The organism is Aquitalea sp. FG25 (assembly GCF_057809375.1).
Genome location: NZ_JBMDJV010000033.1, coordinates 21,151 through 38,309, shown reverse-complemented (window position 1 = coordinate 38,309; position 17,159 = coordinate 21,151). Strand labels below are relative to the sequence as shown.

15 protein-coding genes are annotated in these 17,159 nt (G+C 60.2%); 4 read left to right on the top strand and 11 right to left on the bottom strand.

Annotated elements, in window-relative coordinates:
• Nucleotides 1-31: 31 nt before the first annotated feature.
• The 3 genes from ACODR9_RS21780 to ACODR9_RS21770 all read left to right on the top strand — a co-directional run bounded on the left by ACODR9_RS21780 (nt 32) and on the right by ACODR9_RS21770 (nt 5,858).
• Nucleotides 32-1,654 (top strand): 3-(methylthio)propionyl-CoA ligase, encoded by a 1,623-nt coding sequence (locus tag ACODR9_RS21780; protein ID WP_488812299.1) that lies wholly within the window; start codon nt 32-34, stop codon nt 1,652-1,654.
• Nucleotides 1,655-2,087: 433 nt separating this feature from the next.
• On the top strand, nt 2,088-3,962 hold the full coding sequence (locus ACODR9_RS21775) for a methyl-accepting chemotaxis protein (protein ID WP_488812297.1): 1,875 nt from the start codon (nt 2,088-2,090) through the stop codon (nt 3,960-3,962).
• A gap of 45 nt (nt 3,963-4,007) precedes the next feature.
• Nucleotides 4,008-5,858 (top strand): tetratricopeptide repeat protein, encoded by a 1,851-nt coding sequence (locus ACODR9_RS21770; RefSeq protein WP_488812295.1) that lies wholly within the window; start codon nt 4,008-4,010, stop codon nt 5,856-5,858.
• A 9-nt stretch (nt 5,859-5,867) separates the two neighbouring features.
• Here the strand turns inward: ACODR9_RS21770 and ACODR9_RS21765 are convergent, their stop codons facing one another.
• The 7 genes from ACODR9_RS21765 to ACODR9_RS21735 all read right to left on the bottom strand — a co-directional run bounded on the left by ACODR9_RS21765 (nt 5,868) and on the right by ACODR9_RS21735 (nt 12,656).
• Complete coding sequence (locus ACODR9_RS21765; protein WP_488812293.1) at nt 5,868-7,259, bottom strand: FAD-binding oxidoreductase; 1,392 nt, start codon at nt 7,257-7,259, stop codon at nt 5,868-5,870.
• Between the two features lie 22 nt (nt 7,260-7,281).
• Entirely contained in the window at nt 7,282-7,905 is a 624-nt protein-coding gene (locus ACODR9_RS21760; RefSeq protein ID WP_488812291.1) for a glutathione S-transferase family protein, read from the bottom strand.
• Nucleotides 7,902-9,455: a sodium:solute symporter family transporter gene (locus ACODR9_RS21755; protein WP_488812289.1), complete on the bottom strand. Its 1,554-nt coding sequence runs from the start codon at nt 9,453-9,455 to the stop codon at nt 7,902-7,904. The genes ACODR9_RS21760 and ACODR9_RS21755 overlap by 4 nt, the downstream gene beginning before the upstream one ends.
• Nucleotides 9,452-9,667, bottom strand: coding sequence for a DUF485 domain-containing protein (locus ACODR9_RS21750; RefSeq protein WP_488812287.1), 216 nt, complete (start codon nt 9,665-9,667; stop codon nt 9,452-9,454). Before ACODR9_RS21750 ends, ACODR9_RS21755 begins: the two co-directional genes overlap by 4 nt.
• 69 nt (nt 9,668-9,736) lie before the next feature.
• Nucleotides 9,737-11,092 (bottom strand): aldehyde dehydrogenase family protein, encoded by a 1,356-nt coding sequence (locus ACODR9_RS21745; protein WP_488812285.1) that lies wholly within the window; start codon nt 11,090-11,092, stop codon nt 9,737-9,739.
• A gap of 326 nt (nt 11,093-11,418) precedes the next feature.
• Nucleotides 11,419-12,210: a LuxR C-terminal-related transcriptional regulator gene (locus ACODR9_RS21740; RefSeq protein WP_488812283.1), complete on the bottom strand. Its 792-nt coding sequence runs from the start codon at nt 12,208-12,210 to the stop codon at nt 11,419-11,421.
• Nucleotides 12,211-12,431: 221 nt separating this feature from the next.
• On the bottom strand, nt 12,432-12,656 hold the full coding sequence (locus ACODR9_RS21735; RefSeq protein ID WP_488812281.1) for a hypothetical protein: 225 nt from the start codon (nt 12,654-12,656) through the stop codon (nt 12,432-12,434).
• Nucleotides 12,657-13,168: 512 nt separating this feature from the next.
• Between ACODR9_RS21735 and ACODR9_RS21730 the strand changes: the two genes are divergently transcribed.
• Nucleotides 13,169-14,134: a LysR family transcriptional regulator gene (locus tag ACODR9_RS21730; RefSeq protein ID WP_488812279.1), complete on the top strand. Its 966-nt coding sequence runs from the start codon at nt 13,169-13,171 to the stop codon at nt 14,132-14,134.
• 69 nt (nt 14,135-14,203) lie between these two features.
• Here the strand turns inward: ACODR9_RS21730 and ubiT are convergent, their stop codons facing one another.
• From ubiT to ACODR9_RS21710, 4 genes are all read right to left on the bottom strand, one after another.
• A complete protein-coding gene (ubiT, locus tag ACODR9_RS21725) occupies nt 14,204-14,638 on the bottom strand; it encodes a ubiquinone anaerobic biosynthesis accessory factor UbiT (RefSeq protein ID WP_488812277.1) in 435 nt (144 codons plus the stop codon).
• Nucleotides 14,625-15,554, bottom strand: a complete 930-nt coding sequence (locus ACODR9_RS21720) for a U32 family peptidase (protein WP_488812275.1) — start codon at nt 15,552-15,554, stop codon at nt 14,625-14,627. The genes ubiT and ACODR9_RS21720 overlap by 14 nt, the downstream gene beginning before the upstream one ends.
• A 51-nt stretch (nt 15,555-15,605) precedes the next feature.
• Complete coding sequence (gene ubiU / locus ACODR9_RS21715) at nt 15,606-16,622, bottom strand: ubiquinone anaerobic biosynthesis protein UbiU (RefSeq protein ID WP_488812273.1); 1,017 nt, start codon at nt 16,620-16,622, stop codon at nt 15,606-15,608.
• 145 nt (nt 16,623-16,767) lie between these two features.
• Nucleotides 16,768-17,151: a SirB2 family protein gene (locus ACODR9_RS21710; protein ID WP_488812271.1), complete on the bottom strand. Its 384-nt coding sequence runs from the start codon at nt 17,149-17,151 to the stop codon at nt 16,768-16,770.
• Between the last annotated feature and the right edge of the window lie 8 nt (nt 17,152-17,159).

Genomic DNA, 17,159 nt, shown 5'->3' with positions numbered 1-17,159 from the left:
CTCACAAACCACGACAATAGAGGGGAACAAGATGCGTGGACAAATGATGGAACAGCCGCTGCTGATTTCCGCCCTGCTGCAACATGCTGAAACCTACCATGGCGATAGCGAGATCGTATCGCGCACCGTGGAAGGCCCGATCCACCGCTACACCTACCGCGAAGCCGCACGTCGCAGCCGCCAGCTGGCCAATGCGCTGGCCGGCCTGGGGGTGCAGCATGGTGATACCGTCGGCACCCTGGCCTGGAACGGTTATCGCCACTACGAAATCTACTTTGCCACCTCCGGTTCCGGTGCCATCTGTCACACCGTCAACCCGCGCCTGTTTGCCGAGCAGATCAGCTACATCATCAATCACGGCGAAGACAAGGTCCTGATGTTTGACTTGAGCTTCCTGCCGGTGGTGGAGCAGATTGCCGCCGAACTCAACACCGTGCAGCATTTTGTCTTGCTGACCGATCGCGCCCACATGCCGCGCGAGACGTCGCTGGATAACCTGCTGTGCTATGAGGATCTGGTCAACAGCCACAGCGACCACTACCAGTGGCCGGATTTTGACGAAAACACCGCCTCCAGCCTGTGTTACACCTCCGGCACCACTGGCAACCCCAAAGGCGTGCTGTATTCGCACCGCTCCACCGTGCTGCATGCCTTTGCCAGTTCGCTGCCGGACAGCCTGGATATCTCGGCCCAGGGCGCCATCATGCCGGTGGTACCGATGTTCCACGTCAATGGCTGGGGCCTGCCTTACAGTTGCACCATGAACGGTGCCAAGCTGGTGTTGCCCGGCCCCAAGATGGACGGCGTCAATCTGTACGAGCTGATCGAGACTGAAGGCGTCACCATGGCGGCTGGTGTGCCCACCATCTGGATGATGCTGTTGCAGCACTGCCAGAAGAACCATCTGAAGATCCACAGCCTGAAGCGGGTGATTGTGGGTGGTTCGGCCGCGCCGGAAAGCATGGTGGAGCAGTTGGCCGAACATGGTGCCGAACTGCGCCAGCTGTGGGGCATGACCGAGCTGTCGCCCTGCGGCACCACCAGCACACCCAAGTTTAAGCACAATGGTTGTGACACGGCGACCTTGCGCAGCTTGCAAACCAAGCAAGGGCGGCCGATTTACGGCGTGGCCATCCGCATTGTCGATGATGAAGGCAAACCGCTGCCCAACGATGGCGTGGCCTTTGGCAATCTGCAGGTGAAGGGGTCCTGGGTGTTGTCGCGCTACTTCAAGCGCGAGCTGGATGATTGTCATACCGAAGATGGCTGGTTCAATACCGGCGACGTGGTCACTATCGACCGCGATGGCTATATGAGGATTACCGACCGTACCAAGGACGTGATCAAGTCCGGCGGTGAGTGGATCAGCTCCATCGAACTGGAAAACATTCTGGTGGGTCACCCGGCGGTGGCCGAGGCGGCGGCTATCGGGGTGGTGCATCCCAAGTGGGATGAACGCCCGCTGATGGTGGTGGTGCTCAAGCCGGGTAGCACGGCCAGCCGCGAAGAGCTGATTGGCTTTTACGAAGGCAAGATTGCCAAGTGGTGGACGCCGGACGACGTGGTGTTTCTGGATGAGCTGCCGCATACCGCCACCGGTAAGTTGCAGAAAATGAAGTTGCGCGAAATGTTCAAGGATTATCAGTGGGCATAAGCGATAAGCCGCTGAATTGAATGGACAGAATAGAGCATTTGCGCTAAATTGTGCATCGCACTGAAGGCCGCAAGGTCTTTTGTGGTGTTAGCCCCTCGAAGCATCGAGCTGGTAACCCCGGCCAGATGTTTCTTCCTCGTGTTGGCCCCTGAGAACCCTCAGGGGATTTTTTTTGCCTGCGCATCCGCACCCATTTTTCCGCCGGGCTTGCACTTGCCTTTGCCTGTTCCCGTTGTGTCATTTATGCCGCCTTGCCAGCTGCATCGTGCGGCATTGCCTGCTGCAAATCGTCTTTGCTGTTCTGGATCAAATTGTAAATAAGTATTTCATAATTTAATGCGAAGATAGAGAAAGGGCCGGTTGTTCCGCACAGCAAGCCAGTCCCGGTCATGATGGTCAAACAAGCCCGGCACCCGTCCGGTAAGGGGGAAACATGAAATCCTTGCGCAGCAAACTGATTGCTTTCAATGCCTTGCTGATGGCCTTGTTTGGCCTGGTGTTGGTGCTGATTGTGTTCATCCAGATGCGAGGCGAGATACTCAGCGGCCTGAATTACGAGTTTGATTCCGCCTTGAAAGGCCAGGGGAGTGTGGTCAAGACCTGGCTGGATGACAAGAAACAGCAGATCACGGCTCAGGCCAGCGCGGCGGGCGAGGCAGACGCGTTGCGTTTTCTCAAGGTAGGGGCGCGGGCTGGTTTCAATGTCAATTACGCAGGCTATGCCGATGGGCGCTCGGTGTTCTCCGATGACTGGGTTGCGCCCGCCGATTACAAGGTCAACACGCGCGACTGGTATCAGCAAGCCGTGACGGCAGGCAAGGCGGTGGTGACCGAGCCCTATGTGGATGAAGCCAGCAAGAAACTGACCATTACCGTGGCGGCACCCATCCGTCAGGCAGACCGGACACTGGGTGTGGTGGGTGGTGATGTATTTGTCGACAGCCTGGTGAAGTCGGTGTTGTCCCTACAGGTACGCGGCAATGGCTATGCCTTCATCACCGATGGCAAGGGCACCATCCTGGCCCACCCACAGGCCGGGTTGACGCTCAAACCCATCAGCCAGCTGGCACCAGAGCTAACCAGCAGCCGTCTGGCCGAGCTGGCAAGCAGCAACCGCCTGCAGCGGGTAGCGCTGGATGGCCAGGACATGCTGCTGTCGGTGCAGCGGATTCCCGACAGCGACTGGCTGATTGGCTTGGCCACGCACCGCGATGCCATCCTGGCACCGCTCAATACCTTGCTGCTGAGTGTCGCCGGTCTGAGTGTGCTGGTTTTTGCCCTGCTCATTCCGTTGGCCAGCGTGTTGTTGGGACGCATGCTGGGTGGGCTGGTGGCGCTGAAAAATGCCATGCAGGACATTGCGCATGGCGAGGGTGATCTCACCTTGCGCTTACAACTGCAGGGCAAGGACGAAATTGCAGCCACCGCCGAGGCGTTCAACCAGTTTGTCAGCCACCTGGCCATCCTGTTTCGTGGCCTGCGCGACGATGCCAGCGGGGTGGTGCAAGGGGTAGGGCAGGTTTCCGGCCAGGTGCTGGATGTGGCTGAACGCGCCCGCAGCATCTCCGACATGTCCTCCTCCAATGCCGCCACCCTGGAGCAGATTACCGTCAGCATTGCGCATATTGCGGATAACGCCCGTGAGGCCGATCAACTGGCCACCGCCACCGGTCAGGGGCTGGAGTCCGGTGCTCAGGGTATGCATCAATTGGCCGAGGGCATGGAAACGACGGTGCAGTCGGTATGCGCGCTGGAGGGCATGCTGGCGGCGCTGGAGCAGCGTTCGCAGCAGATTTCCGGCATTACCGAGGTGATACGTGATATTGCCGATCAAACCAATCTGCTGGCACTCAATGCCGCCATCGAGGCCGCCCGTGCCGGTGAGCAGGGCCGTGGCTTTGCCGTGGTGGCCGATGAAGTGCGCAAGCTGGCCGAACGTACCGCCCAGGCCACGGTGCAGATTGCCGGCATGGTAACCGCCATCCGCAGCGAAACCGGCAAAGCCGTGGGCGATGTACAGCAAACGGTGACCGTGGTGAATGATGGCGTGCTGCTTACCCAGCAAGCGGTGGCGACTATTCAGTCCATCCAGAATTCCATGCTGGAAGTGGTTGGAAAAATGTCGGAAATATCCCATTCCACCCAGGAGCAGCATAATGCAAGCACCCTGATTGCGCAGAGTTCGGAACAGATCAACAGCCGGGTGCTGGAAAACGACGCCATGCTGCAGCAGGCCAGTGACACCCTGCAGGGTTTGGCTGGCAAGGCGGGGCAGATGAATGGAGAATTTGCCAAGTTCCGGCTGTAGCATGGCCGCCATGGGCGCTCGGCTGGCAGGATAAGGGAGGAGCAGATGTTGTTGTCACCGCTGGCACTGCGTGCCGCCACGCTGCTGGCGGAACAGGACCTGCCCGCCGCCTTGCAGGCTGCGCAGCGCTGTCTGGAGGCGGAGCCGGATAATGCGCCGATCTGGACCCTGCTGGGTGTCTGTGCTGCCAGGCTGGCACGGCAGTCCCTGGCTGAACAATGCTGGCAACAGGCGCTGCAGCTGGACCCAACGGTGGTTGATGCCCATTACAACCTGGGTTGCCTGTACGGCGAGCGGGGAGAGCACACGCAAGCGGAGCAATACTACCGTGCGGCGTTGCGCCTGCAGCCCGGGCACGCAGGTAGTCTGGGCAATCTGGCGGTCTTGCTGGCGCAAGCCGGGCAGCGGGCTGAGGCGGAAGCATGTTACCGGCAGGCACTGCAGGCCACCGCCCATCGTCGGGACGGGCTGGATGTACGGTACAACCTGGCCCTGTTGCTGTCGCAGACCGATAGGCTTGCAGAGGCGGAAACATTATTGCAGACGCAGTTGCAGCACGAGCCGGATGACCTGGCGAGTCATGCGCTACTGGGAAATCTTTATCAGCAGCAAGGGCGGAATGAAGCGGCCCGCGCCTGCTGGGAGCGGATCTTGCAGCAGGCGCCGCAGCATCCAGAAGCACTGAACAATCTGGCCGTGATCTACCAGCAGCAACGGCGCTGGGATGAGGCCGCCAGCCTGCTGCAGCGCGCCCTGTTGCAGGCGGCCCCGCCGCCCGACTTACTGCTCAACCAGGCTAATGGCCTGTTGCAGCAGGGTAATGCCACCGCCGCCCTGGCGCTATTGCAGCAAGCCATTGCCCAGCATCCCCGGCATGCGCCGCTGCATGATGCACTGGGCGTGGCCTGCAGTGAATTGCGCGATGCCGAGCAGGCCGAAGCCGCCATGCGCCGGGCGGTGGAGCTGGCACCGGAGCAGCCCCGCTTTCGACAGAATCTGGCTTATCTATACCTGGCACTGGGGCGTTGGAACCCTGGCTGGGAGGGGCTGGATGCCCGCTTGCAGCGCCTGCCGCTGCGTGGCGGGTTGCCCACGCTGCCATCACCGCGCTGGGAAGGCGAGCCTCTGGCCGGACGGCATCTGCTGCTGTGGTTTGAGCAGGGACTGGGCGATGCATTGCAGTTCTGCCGCTATCTGCCCTGCTTGTCGGCGGCGCGACTGAGCGTGGTATGCCGCCCGGAGCTGATCCGTCTGTTTCAGAGCATGCCGCTGCACTGTCCGGTTGCGTTCCTGCCCTTGCACCGCTTGGATATGGCGGTGCCAGCACATGACTACCATGTGTTTTCCATGAGTCTGCCGCGCTGGCTGGGGCCAGACCCCGCTGCCACGCCACCGGCGCATTTCTCCCTGCAGGCCAGGCTTGCATTGCCACCGACAGATCGTCCGCGCCGGTTGGGGCTGGTGTGGCGCGGCCATGCGCGCCATCCCTGCGACCATCATCGTTCCCTGCCAGATGTGCGCTTGCTGGCTCCCTTGCTGGCCTTGCCTGGTATTAACTGGATCAGCCTGCAATTGCCGGTTGAGGAGGAAGAGCAGGCATGGCTGGCCACTTGGCCTACGCTGGTGGCAGGTGAGCAGGGGTTGGATGACCTGGCGGCAACGGCCAATGTACTGGCCGGGCTGGATGGGCTGGTGACGGTGGATACCGCGTTGGCGCATCTGGCCGGCAGTTTGGGCGTGCCGTGCTGGCTATTGCTGTCGGCCTGTCACACCGACTGGCGCTGGGGTTGGCAGGGTGAGGCCAGCCCGTGGTATCCCGCTGTGCGGCTGTGTCGCCAGTCGCAGCCGGGCGACTGGGCCGAACTTATTGCCCGGCTGGCTAGCCAGCTGGCCTGAGCGGAAGTCTCAGGGTGGGGATAGCCACTTGCCCGGGTTCATCAGGCCGTGCGGGTCCAGCAGCTGCTTGATGCTGTGCATCAGCTGCAGTGCTGCCGGGTCCTGATAGCGGTGCAACCAGTGTCCCTTGAGCTGGCCGATGCCATGCTCTGCCGCCAACGTGCCCTGCAGGCGATACACCAGGTCGTAGACAATGGCGTTGACGCTGGCCTCATCGGCGAACAGTTCTGCGTTATCGGGCCGGGTGTAGCTGATGTTGTAATGCAGGTTGCCGTCGCCGGCATGGCCAAAGGCAATGATGCGTATGCTTGGAAAAGCTGTGGTCAGCGCGGACTCACATTGTGCGAGAAACGTTGGAATGGCGGAGCTGGGCAGGCCGATATCATGCTTGATGCTGGGGCCGTCGCGCTTCTGGGTTTCCGACATGGCTTCGCGTAGCTGCCATAGCTGCTGTCTGTCCGCCTCGCTGTGCGCCAGTACGCCATCGGGTAGATCCTGCGTGGCCAGCCAGTCCACCAGCAATTGCTGCAGGCTGTGGCTATCGCCACTGTCGGACAGTTCTGCCAGTACCGCCCAGGGCTGGATGAAGGGCAATTGGCCCGGGTGGTATTTTTCCAGCAGTTGCTGACAGGGCTGCGACATGATTTCAAACGTAGTCAGCCGGTCGCCAAAGGCCTGACGCAGTGCCGACAGCAGGGCAATGGCGGCCTGGCTGCTCTGCACGCCCAGCCAGGCGGTGGCATGGGCGCTGGGCTGCGCAAACAGCTTGAGCGTGGCGGCGGTGATCAGTCCCAACTGGCCTTCTGCCCCAATGAACAGCTGCTTCACGTCCAGCCCGCTGGTGTTTTTGCGCAGGCCGGAGAGTTGATGTAATACCTGGCCGTCCGGCAGTACGACTTCCAGCCCCAGTGTCAGCTCGCGCATGGTGCCATAGCGTAAAACCGCCAGCCCGCCGGCATTGGTGGACAGGTTGCCGCCAATCTGGCAACTGCCCTCGCTGGCCAGAGACAGCGGAAACAGGCGGCCTGCCTCTGTCGCCAGTTGTTGCAGCCGGGCCAGTGTCATGCCCGCTTCCACCGTGATGCTGTTGTTGTCGGTATCAATGGCACGCAGGCGATTCATCCGCTGCATGGCAATCACCAACTGGTGGCCCGAGCTATCCGGCGTAGCCGCACCGCAGGTAGAGGTATTGCCGCCTTGCGGCACCACGGCCAGCTGCCTTTGCTGGCACAGTCGCAGCAGCGCGGCTACTTCTGCCGTGCTGCCGGGCAGCACCACGGCCAGCGGCTGGCCCTGATAGCGGCGGCGGTAGTCCAGCGTGTAGGGGGCTGTGTCCTGCGGCAGGGTCAGCACATGACCGCAGCCGACAATAGCGGCCAGGTCGGCGAGCAGATCGGGCATGGCATTTTCCTTCCGGTTCTGATCAGTCGGGAATCCCGGCAGCCATCAGTTCGTCCGGATGCTGCCAGCCGGGCAATTGGCTGATGCGTTGCAGCCAGGCGGCAACGTGTGGCCAGGCGGCAATGTCCAGCCCGGCATCTGCCAGCCACCACAAATAGGCGCTGGCTGACAGGTCGGCAATGGTCGGGGTGCTGCCAATCAGATAGGCATGCTGGCTGAGTGTTTGGTCCAACACGGCCAGATCTGCACGCACCCGTTGTTCCAGCCAGCTGGTCACCTCAACCGGCTGCGGAAAGAACTTGCGCGCCAGGCGCAGATTGGGCAGGGAAAAACCGATGCGGTTACTCTCCCAGCACAGCCATTCGCGCACCAGCTGGCGCTCTCCGGGAGCACCATCCAGTCGGCCATAGCTGTCGGCCAGCCATTGCAGGATGGCATTGGACTGGCACATCGGGGTGCCATCTGCCACCAGTACCGGTACTTCACCAAAGCGGCTGACGGCACAGAAGTCTTCTGCCCGCTCTGCACGCGGCAGTGCCAGATCGACATGCATGTAATCATGCGAAACATCCGCCAGCATCAGTGCCAGGCGAACCTTGTAGCTATGTCCGGAAAAACAGTTGCCGTACAGGGTGAGAGTGGTCATGTCGTTATGTCTTGTTGCGATGTTGATCGGACGGCGGGCTCAGTGTCTGCGCCTGACGCCGGTGCGTCAATGGTATTGGCTGCGGGCCGCCCTTGCGAGCCAAGCCAGGCAGCAGCAAAGGCCAGCGGAACCGAAAACAGAGCCGGGTTGGCATAGGGAAACAGCGCGCTGTGCTGTCCCAGCATGCCGACCCAGACTGTGGGGCCGGTGATGATGAACAACAGGGCTGCCAACATGCCGCCATAGCCACCGGCCAGCGCACCGCGTGGACTCAGGCCGCGCCAGTTCAGTGCCAGCAGCAATACCGGGAAATTGCTGGAAGCCGCAATGGCAAACGCCAGCCCCACCAGAAAGGCAATGTTCAAATTCTGGAACAGTGTGGACAGCAGCACGGCCAGCACCCCCAGCAGCAGCACGGATAGCCGGGACAACTGCCACTCACGGCGCGGATCGGGCTTGCCGTGGCACAGCCACAGGGCATACAGATCGTGGCTGACCGCACTGGCACCGGCCATGGCCAGCCCAGCGACCACTGCCAGAATGGTGGCAAAGGCCACGCCCGCAATCAGGGCCTGCAACCAGGGGCCGCCCAGCAGGCTGGCCAGGTGCAGTGCGGCCATATTGCCACCCCCCAGCAGCTTGCCTGCGACATCGTGAAAGCGGGTATCCGGTGCCACCAGCAGTAGCGCACCGTAGCCGATGATGATGTTCAACAGGAAAAAACAGCCAATCAATCCGGTTGCCCAGCCCACCGAGCGGCGTGCCGCGCGGGCATCGCTTACCGTGAAAAAGCGCATCAGTATATGCGGCAGTCCCAGCAGGCCCAGGCTGAGCCCCAGGCCCAGCGACAGGGCATCCACTGGATCAGCCAGCACCTTGCTCGGTAGCAAGGCCGCACCATGATCCAGCCGGCCCACGACGGCAAACAGCTGTGCCGGGCTGCCATCAAAGCGTTGCAGCACACCAACGGCCAGCAGCAAGGCACATAGCAGCATCAATGCTGCCTTGACCATTTGCACCCAGCTGGTGGCCAGCATGCCGCCCAGGGCTACCTGTAGCACCATCAAGGCAATCACCAGCAGCACGGCGGCCAGATAGGGCAGGCCAAACAGCAGTTGCAGCAGCTTGCCTGCGCCAACCAGCTGCACGATCAGGTAAAACACTGTGACGGTGAGCGAACTGATGATGCTCATCAGGCGTACCCGCCGGTCATCAAAGCGGCTGGCCAGTACATCGGCCACGCTATAGCGGCCCAGGGTGCGCAGCTTGTCGGCCAGCAACAGCATCAGCAAGGGCCAGCCGGCCAGCGTGCCGACGGCATACACCAGCGAATCGTAACCCTGGCCCAGATACATGCCGATGGCGCCGAGAAAGGCGGCGGCTGACAGGTAGTCGCCTGCCAGAGCCAAGCCGTTTTGCCAGGCGGGCAGCTGCCCGCCAGCGGTATAGAAATCTGCGGCCGAGTGGGTGCGTCGCGCTGCCCGCCAGGTCAGCAACAGGCTGGTGGTGACAAACAACAGGAAAAAAACGCTGGCAGCCGACATGCTCATGGCTTTCTGTCTGCTGCACGGATGTGCAGCCAAGTGACGGCGAAAAACAGGGCAAACAGCAGCAGGGCCAGCAGTATCGACCGTGGCCAGCCTGCCAGCGTGCCGGCCATCCAGGCTGGTGCACCGGTAATCAGCGCAAAATAGCCAAGGCAGGCTGCCAGTACCAGCACGGCAAGGCCGCCGGCACGGGTGAGGGAAGTGAAGGGCTTCATTGCAGTACAGATCATGAGGGGAGGCAGGGGGAGCGGGCCGGTTTTGGCCCAGACGCCCCGGTTGTGCAGCTATTTCTGCCAGTAGGTTTTGACATTGACGAATTCATACAGGCCGAACTCGGACAGTTCGCGGCCATAGCCCGACGCCTTTACCCCGCCAAATGGCAGGCGCAGGTCAGAACTGGTATGCCGGTTAATGAATACGCTGCCCACTTCCAGCTGGCGCGCAAGTTCCCAGCCATGGGCCGTGTCGGCAGTATAAATGGATGCCCCAAGACCAAATGGCGTGTCATTTGCCAGCCGGATGGCATCGGCTTCATCACGGGCGCGCAGAATACTGGCCACCGGGCCGAATACTTCCTCGTGGTAGACGCGGCAGCGCTCGCTGACATGATCCAGCACCGTGGCCGGATAGAAAAACCCTGCTGCGGGCGGCAACTGGCCACCCAATAGCAGCTGTGCGCCTTGATGACAGGCATCCAGCACCTGGGCATGCAGCGCTTCGCGCAGATCGGCCCGCGTCAGCGGTGACAGGGTGGTGGCCGGGTTGCGCGGGTCCCCCGGTTGCAGTTTGCTGGCTGCTGCGACAAAGGCGGCGACAAAGGCGTCGGCAATTTCCGGTACCACGATCATGCGCTTGGCGGCATTACAGCTTTGGCCCGCATCGCGGAAGCGCGAGTTGACTGCGTCCTGTGCTGCGGCCTCGACATCGGCATCGGCCAGTACGATGAAAGGATTGCTGCCACCTAGCTCCAGTACAGTCTTTTTCAGATGCTTGCCGGCCAGACTGGCGATGATGCGTCCGGTATGGGTGGAGCCGGTAAAGGCCACGGCGTCGCTACGGCGGATGGCTTCCTCCACCAGATCGTGATCAATCCAGGCAATGTCCAGACAATCCAGCCCGGCGGCATGAACCAGCTCCAGCAGGCGCTGAGTACATTGCGGCACCGATGGTGCGGGTTTGACCAGACAGGTATTGCCTGCCATCAGCGCGGGTACGGCAAAGCGTAGCAATTGCCAGATCGGATAATTCCACGGCATGACGGCCAGTACGCAACCCAGCGCTTCGAAAGCCACCCCACTCTGGCTGGCCTGGGTAGGAATGGATTGTGGTGCCAGCAGAGTTGGTGCCAGTTCGGCATAGTAGCGAATCAACTGGGCCGACTTGTCGATCTCGGCCAGGCATTCCGCCGTGCGCTTGCCTACTTCCAGTGTAACCAGCGCGGCCAGCTCTTCGCGCTTGGCCTCCAGTTGCATGGCCAGTTGCAGCATGCGCTCCGCTCTTTGCGATACGGATAGTGCGGCCCAGCGGGTTTGTGCATTTTTAAGCTGCGAGAGGGCGAGATCCAGACGGTCCCGGCTCCAGCCCGGACGGGTAAACACCACCTCGGCGGTGGCAGGGTTGCAACTGGTAAAGGCATTCATGGCCGGCAGGCAAAGGAATCAGCAAGAGCAGCGACTGTAACAAATCGCCCCGGCTTGTAACAGGGTCTTGTCAGGTGATTGCCGGTTTTGTGCCTGGCTGACGACTGATAGCTGAGGGCAAGACGATAAAAAAAGACCCCGTATTAACGGGGCCGAATATTTCAGGTGAGTGCATGGGTCAATCAAGAAGAGACTTGCAGATTGAAGCACCGCATGCGCTTGCACTGATTTTGCACAGTGGCAGCGCAATTGGTGAGGCGATTCTAGCTGCAAGCTGGCTGCGAGGTTACTGGCTGTAAGGCGTGTTTTGCCATCTTGCCAGCGGCTCATGTCACACCAGCCACCGTGGTTAACCCCAGTTGCAGGCCAATCACGATGGCATGGGTGCGATTGTTGGCATTGAGCTTGCGGATGATGTTGGCCACGTGGAATTTCACCGTCCGTTCGCTGATGCCAAGAATGGTGGCGATTTCCCAGTTGGTCTTGCCATGACTCATCCAGTGGAAAATATCGAATTCGCGTTGCGATAGCGGCATGGTGGCCGGTGCCGCCGGTGCCAGATTGGCCACGCGACCTGCTGCCTGCCGCAGATGCAGCAATAGGCTGTTGAGCATTTCGGTCAACTGGCTATCCTTGCCGATCTCGCTGCCGGAAACGGATAGTACGCAGACCAGGTTCTGGCGTTCGGACAAGGCGCTGAAACTGACGCCGGTTCCCATGCCGATGGAGTTGAGTTCCTGGATGAACTGTTTTTCCTGCAGTCCTTTGGCACGGGAGAACTTGTCGGCCCAGTGGATGGGGCCCTGTCCCATTACCGAGCGCAATATCGGATCGCAGCTGATGTAGTTGTGGCTCATGTAGTGTTCGACCCAGTCTTCCGGGAAGCTGACGTTCACCACTTTTTCCACCCGCTGCAATTGCTGGTGCTGGTTGATGCGCCCAAGGGTGATGACCATGTGCTTGGTGGGCAGTTGGGATTGCAGATGATCCAGATAGAGTTTGAATTCGTTCTCGGTTTCTATCTGGCCTGCGTTGTGTATCCATTCCAGCAGGGTTTTCTGACTGGCAGGAGTCAGGTTGCCAGGTAATGGCTGGGCAAAGGGTAGCTTGCTATGCATGATGACAGGACCTTGATTGTCGGGTGGCCAGGGCGGTGATCTGCTTGCAATGTTCCAGCGTGGTTCATGAAGCAGCGGCAAGGTGACCGTGCCCGACTCCATCGCAGTGCTGGTTGGTCTGGAGTTTATTAAGCACTTGGCAAGCGAAACCAGTAGCCAACACACCAAGTAGAGCGATCGGCATGCTGAATAAGTAATTTCTTCGTGGTCCATAAGATTTGTCAGAAATTTCTCTCAATTTGCGTTGGATTTTCCTGCCTCCAGAGCGGATTCCTACGTATTTGTCTTTCTGTTTTCCTTGAGATCGCTGAGTGACGGGTGATGGCGGTCAGGATCGTTACGCTGCTTGCTGATGTCTTGTCATGGGGTGCAAGGCGATCTGTCTTGATAAAGGACATGGTCATGCCAGGTGCTGTCGAGGCAAGATGGTGGGTGGTGTAGGACATTACTGTGATGCTGGTATGGCGGATGGCTTGTGCATTGCGCGGATGGTTTGAGGTGAAACTTTCTTTTATGCCCTGTTTGCACAATATTGATCATTGAGTCACCGGTGCTGACAACCTGACCCCTGGTTTGCCTTGCGCAAGCAATACGTCTGATGTTGTTTGCCGTCTGTCCGTAAGGCCAGCTCCTTGGCCTATGTGGCGCTTCCGGCATGGAATGCTACCTGTTGAAACTGGTATAACATGACATTGGCAATGCTCTGTCAGCTTTTGAAAATGAATGGTTTTTTTGTCTTGTACAGATAGCCGCGACACCGGTTTGTGAAATTTGAAACAGATTGCTGGTATTTAAGGCCAGAAACATAAGTCAAACTTCATTATTCGCTGGAACTGGTGTACGCTTTTTAAAGAAGATCTACTTAATAATGAAGCTGGCAAATCGTGTGGCTGGGGCGGGGATGTCCTACATCAAGTCAGCTGCATGGGTTTAATGCCGCTCAGGGAACGTTTCAGCTATGGATACTTTAAAAGCCTTGATGGTCTTCATGACCACCGCCGAGAATGGCAGTTTCTCGGATGCTGCAAGAAAACTGGGGGTGTCCCCGGCGGCCATCAGTCAAAGCATTGCCAGACTGGAGCAGGAGCTGGAAGTGCGCCTGTTCAACCGTACTACCCGGCAGTTGACGCTGACTGAAGATGGGCGCCGTTTCTATGCCCAGTGCCGTGGGCCGGTGAACAACCTGGACTCGGCCATCAACCAGCTCAAGGCCAGCCGTGATGAACCGGCCGGGCATTTGCGCGTGAGCATGCCTAATTCCTTCGGGCGGCGTTTCATTCTCCCCATCATGGGTGAGTTCTGCGAACGCTATCCCAAGGTACGGGTGTTCTTTGGCCTGGATGACCATTTCAGCGACCTGATCGAAGACGGCTACGATGTCGGCGTGCGTATCGGCATGATGCCGGACAGCCGTATGGTGGCGCGCAACCTGGCGCAGATTCCGCAGTATGTGGTGGCTTCGCCCGAGTACTGGGACAAGAATGGCCGCCCGGAAAGCACGGAGGAGCTGAGCAATCATGATTGCATCAACTTCCAGTTTCCGACTTCCGGTCGTTTGTACAAATGGGAATTCGACCGTCGTGGCGAGCGTATCCCGCTGGAAGTGACCGGTACTTATACCCTGAACGAGATGGAGGCGGTGTGCGAGTTGGCGCGTCTGGGCATGGGGGTGGCGCAGTTGCCGGGGCACGAGGTGGTGCACCTGATTCGCAGTGGTGAACTGGAGCCGGTGCTGACCGATGTCGTGTCGCTGGAGCGTTCCATTTACATCTGTTTCCCGCATCGCGACCACATCGCGCCGCGTACCCGTGTGTTTGTGGATTTTGTGGTGGAAAAACTGGCGGATCACCCGGACATCATGGCGGATCTGCCGGGTCTGGATCTGTCGGCCAAGCGCAAGGCTGCTGCCCAGCTCATGAGCTGAGACTCCGCCGCTACTGCATGACAAAGCCCGGCGAGATGCCGGGCTTTTTGTTTGCCGGTGCCGGGCGGTTTATACCGCCATGAAGCGCTGCAGCGGCGTGGTACTCCAGTCCACGCTGTCCAGCAGGTTCTTCACGATCAGCCCCAGTTCGGTATCGCCTTCGATGATCAGCTTGCGATTGAAGAACAAGGTATCCGGGTCTTCTTCGCGCAGCATCATGCGGGCAAAGTCAGCCAGATTGGCGCTTAGACGCAGATCGGGCTCCTCGGTTGTGCCGCCTACGCTGAAGCGCTCGGTGTCTGCGACAAAGTGCAGACGCATGTCGGCATCCAGAATGTGCACTTCGAAGTTGTTTCCAGCCAGCAGGCTCATGTCCACCGGCAGGATATCGCGCTTTTTCAGCTGGTTCAGGGTGGTAACCAGTGCCCAGCAAGGTGGTGTGCTGGGCAGCTTGCCCAGGACGCTGGCAAGGCTGGGCGGCAGGGTAAGGTCAGGAATGCGCATGGTGGGTTTCTCCTATGGCAGCAATGCCGGCGGTACCGCGCCAGTAGCCGTCAACCAGCCGGCTGTCGGAATACGGGCTCAGGTCCGCCACGGGTTCTTGCTGGGCGGTGATGGCATCGATGGCCTGCTGGTAGCCGCTGACTACATTGGCGGTGTGCTGCCATTGCGGGCTGATGCGCATGGCTGTCACGCCCATGGTGCTGATGTCGGCCAGGTGTGGCAGCAAGGATTGGCAGCCATCGGACATGGTTTGGATGCCGTTGATGGTGAGGAAAGCCTGCTGCTCGCGGGTATTCAGGCGCAGCCCGTCCGGGTGTTCCATACAGCGGAACTGGCAGTCGTCCTTGGACAGATTGTAGTGGCGGGCGGTAAAACAGCGGGCAGACAGGGCCAGTGGCAGCCGGCCCCAGGCAAACAGCTCGGTTTCGATCTGCACACCATTGAGGGCGGCCTGTCCTAGTACCGACGCCAGGGTGTCGCGGTCCATTTCCACCGGTGGAATCCAGCGCCGCGCGCCCAGCGACTGTATCAGCGCCAGGGTGTCGGCGTTGTAGATGTTGAGGTGATGGCCGGCGACAAAGGACTGGCCTTGTTGTTGCGCCAGCCGGGCAGCGCCCAGATCGTTGGCTTCCAGCTGGAGTTCGCCGTTTTCCACCAGCTTGCGCAGGCGGCGCAAGTCAGATTCGCTTTCAATCAGCGCCTGGCTGGACAGCACTACCTGGCGTCCGCTTTGGGCTAGCTCCCGTCCCAGGCTGATCCAGTCCTGGCCGCGCAATTGCTGGCGGCGCGAGCAAACCGCCTCGCCCAGATAAATGGTTTCCAGTGGCCAGTCGGCCGCTTCGCTGTAAAAGCGCAGGATATCGTCGCGGGACCAGTAAAACAGGACCGGGCCCAGTGTCAGTTGCAATGTTTTCATATCAGGCCTGCTTGTGGGGCCGGCAAGGCAGGCCTGCCGGCGCACGGTATGTCATTTCCAGGGCCGGTTGTAGGCACCCAGCGTCTGCTGCTGGCCTTCCGCCAGTTTGGACAGGGCTTGGGTCCAGGCCGGTTTGACGGCAAAGCGCTGGTGTTCCCGCCCGGCAGCATCCAGCGCCTCGCGCAAGGTGCGGGTAACCTGTGCCACGTAGGCCGGGCTGCGCTGGCGGCCTTCCACCTTGATGGCGGCCACGCCGATGTCGATGATCTGCGGCAGCATGCTCATCACATTAAGGCTGGTGGGTTCTTCCAGTGCGTAATAGGTGTCGCCTTCCACTTCAAAGCGCCCCTTGCACAAGGTGGGATAGCCCGCCGGTTCGCCCTGCTGGTATTCGTCAATCAGAATGCCGTTCAGCCTTGCCCCCAGTGCTTGCTGGCCATGTTCCCAGCGCACGAATTTGGCCGGGGAGCACACGCCATGACTGTTGGGCGATTCGCCGGTGGCATAGCTGGACAGCAGGCAGCGGCCTTCCACCATCACGCACAGGCTGCCAAAACCGAATACCTCGATTTCCACATTGGTGTGATCGATTACCTGCTTGACCTGATCCAGCGTCAGCACGCGCGGCAGCACGGCGCGGCGGATGTCGAACATTTCTTGTGCCAGATTAATGGCTTCGTAATTGGTGGCCGAGCTTTGCACCGACATGTGCAGGCGCAGGTCTGGATAGCGGTCACGCGCATACTTCATCAGGCCGATATCGGCCAGGATGATGGCGTCTACCCCCAGTGCCGCACCTTCGTCGATGGCGCGGTGCCAGCGGCTGATGTCACCGCCCTGGGCGTAGGTGTTGATGGCCAGCAGTACTTTGCGGCCATGCTGGTGCGCGTAATTGATGCCGTCGCGCGCAGTGCGGTCATCAAAGTTCAGCCCGGCAAAGTTGCGGGCATTGGTGTCGTTTTTCAGGCCGAGGTAGACGGTGTCGGCACCGTTGTCCACGGCTGCCTTGAGGGCAGGCAGGCTGCCGGCCGGACAAACCAGCTCCGGCAGGGGGCGTGTGGCAGGCATGATGGCATGTTGTCAGCAATTGAAACCGCCAGACATTAGCAGAGCAGGGCAACGCTGGACTTGTTCTGGGTCAAGCCGCTGGATGGGGGGTGAAAGTAAGGAGTGACGGGGACGGCGCAGGCCGTCCCTTATCCGGGAGTCCGGGTCAGAACGGCAGCACCAGCTTGCTCTTGGCCACCAGTACGATATACGCCACCACCAGCAGCGCAGAGAGCAGGGCGATGCTGCGTATCTGCTTGGTGCGGCCGCGTTTCAGCGCGACGGTGCCCAGCGCCACATAGGCCAGCAGGCCGGCTATCTTGGCCAGCAGCCACGGTGTTTGCAGCAGCGGCCAGCCGCCTGCCACTACCAGGGTGATGCCCAGTGCCAGCAGTGCGGTATCAATCACATGCGGCAGGATGCGCAGCACTTTGCTGGCCAGGATTTGCTGTTTGTCGGCCAGCATCAGCCCGCCACGCAGGGCGAACAGGGTAATGGTGAGATAGGCCATGCCCATGTGGGCGTGTTTGAGAATCTGATAGGTGCTCATGCATTTTC

What these genes read in the sequence shown, in the direction of transcription:
- ACODR9_RS21780 (WP_488812299.1), top strand. Translation starts at nt 32, where the DNA reads ATGCGTGGACAAATGATGGAACAGCCGCTGCTGATTTCCGCCCTGCTG.
- ACODR9_RS21775 (WP_488812297.1), top strand. Translation starts at nt 2,088, where the DNA reads ATGAAATCCTTGCGCAGCAAACTGATTGCTTTCAATGCCTTGCTGATG.
- ACODR9_RS21770 (WP_488812295.1), top strand. Translation starts at nt 4,008, where the DNA reads ATGTTGTTGTCACCGCTGGCACTGCGTGCCGCCACGCTGCTGGCGGAA.
- ACODR9_RS21765 (WP_488812293.1), bottom strand. Translation starts at nt 7,259, where the DNA reads ATGCCCGATCTGCTCGCCGACCTGGCCGCTATTGTCGGCTGCGGTCAT.
- ACODR9_RS21760 (WP_488812291.1), bottom strand. Translation starts at nt 7,905, where the DNA reads ATGACCACTCTCACCCTGTACGGCAACTGTTTTTCCGGACATAGCTAC.
- ACODR9_RS21755 (WP_488812289.1), bottom strand. Translation starts at nt 9,455, where the DNA reads ATGAGCATGTCGGCTGCCAGCGTTTTTTTCCTGTTGTTTGTCACCACC.
- ACODR9_RS21750 (WP_488812287.1), bottom strand. Translation starts at nt 9,667, where the DNA reads ATGAAGCCCTTCACTTCCCTCACCCGTGCCGGCGGCCTTGCCGTGCTG.
- ACODR9_RS21745 (WP_488812285.1), bottom strand. Translation starts at nt 11,092, where the DNA reads ATGAATGCCTTTACCAGTTGCAACCCTGCCACCGCCGAGGTGGTGTTT.
- ACODR9_RS21740 (WP_488812283.1), bottom strand. Translation starts at nt 12,210, where the DNA reads ATGCATAGCAAGCTACCCTTTGCCCAGCCATTACCTGGCAACCTGACT.
- ACODR9_RS21735 (WP_488812281.1), bottom strand. Translation starts at nt 12,656, where the DNA reads ATGTCCTACACCACCCACCATCTTGCCTCGACAGCACCTGGCATGACC.
- ACODR9_RS21730 (WP_488812279.1), top strand. Translation starts at nt 13,169, where the DNA reads ATGGATACTTTAAAAGCCTTGATGGTCTTCATGACCACCGCCGAGAAT.
- ubiT (WP_488812277.1), bottom strand. Translation starts at nt 14,638, where the DNA reads ATGCGCATTCCTGACCTTACCCTGCCGCCCAGCCTTGCCAGCGTCCTG.
- ACODR9_RS21720 (WP_488812275.1), bottom strand. Translation starts at nt 15,554, where the DNA reads ATGAAAACATTGCAACTGACACTGGGCCCGGTCCTGTTTTACTGGTCC.
- ubiU (WP_488812273.1), bottom strand. Translation starts at nt 16,622, where the DNA reads ATGCCTGCCACACGCCCCCTGCCGGAGCTGGTTTGTCCGGCCGGCAGC.
- ACODR9_RS21710 (WP_488812271.1), bottom strand. Translation starts at nt 17,151, where the DNA reads ATGAGCACCTATCAGATTCTCAAACACGCCCACATGGGCATGGCCTAT.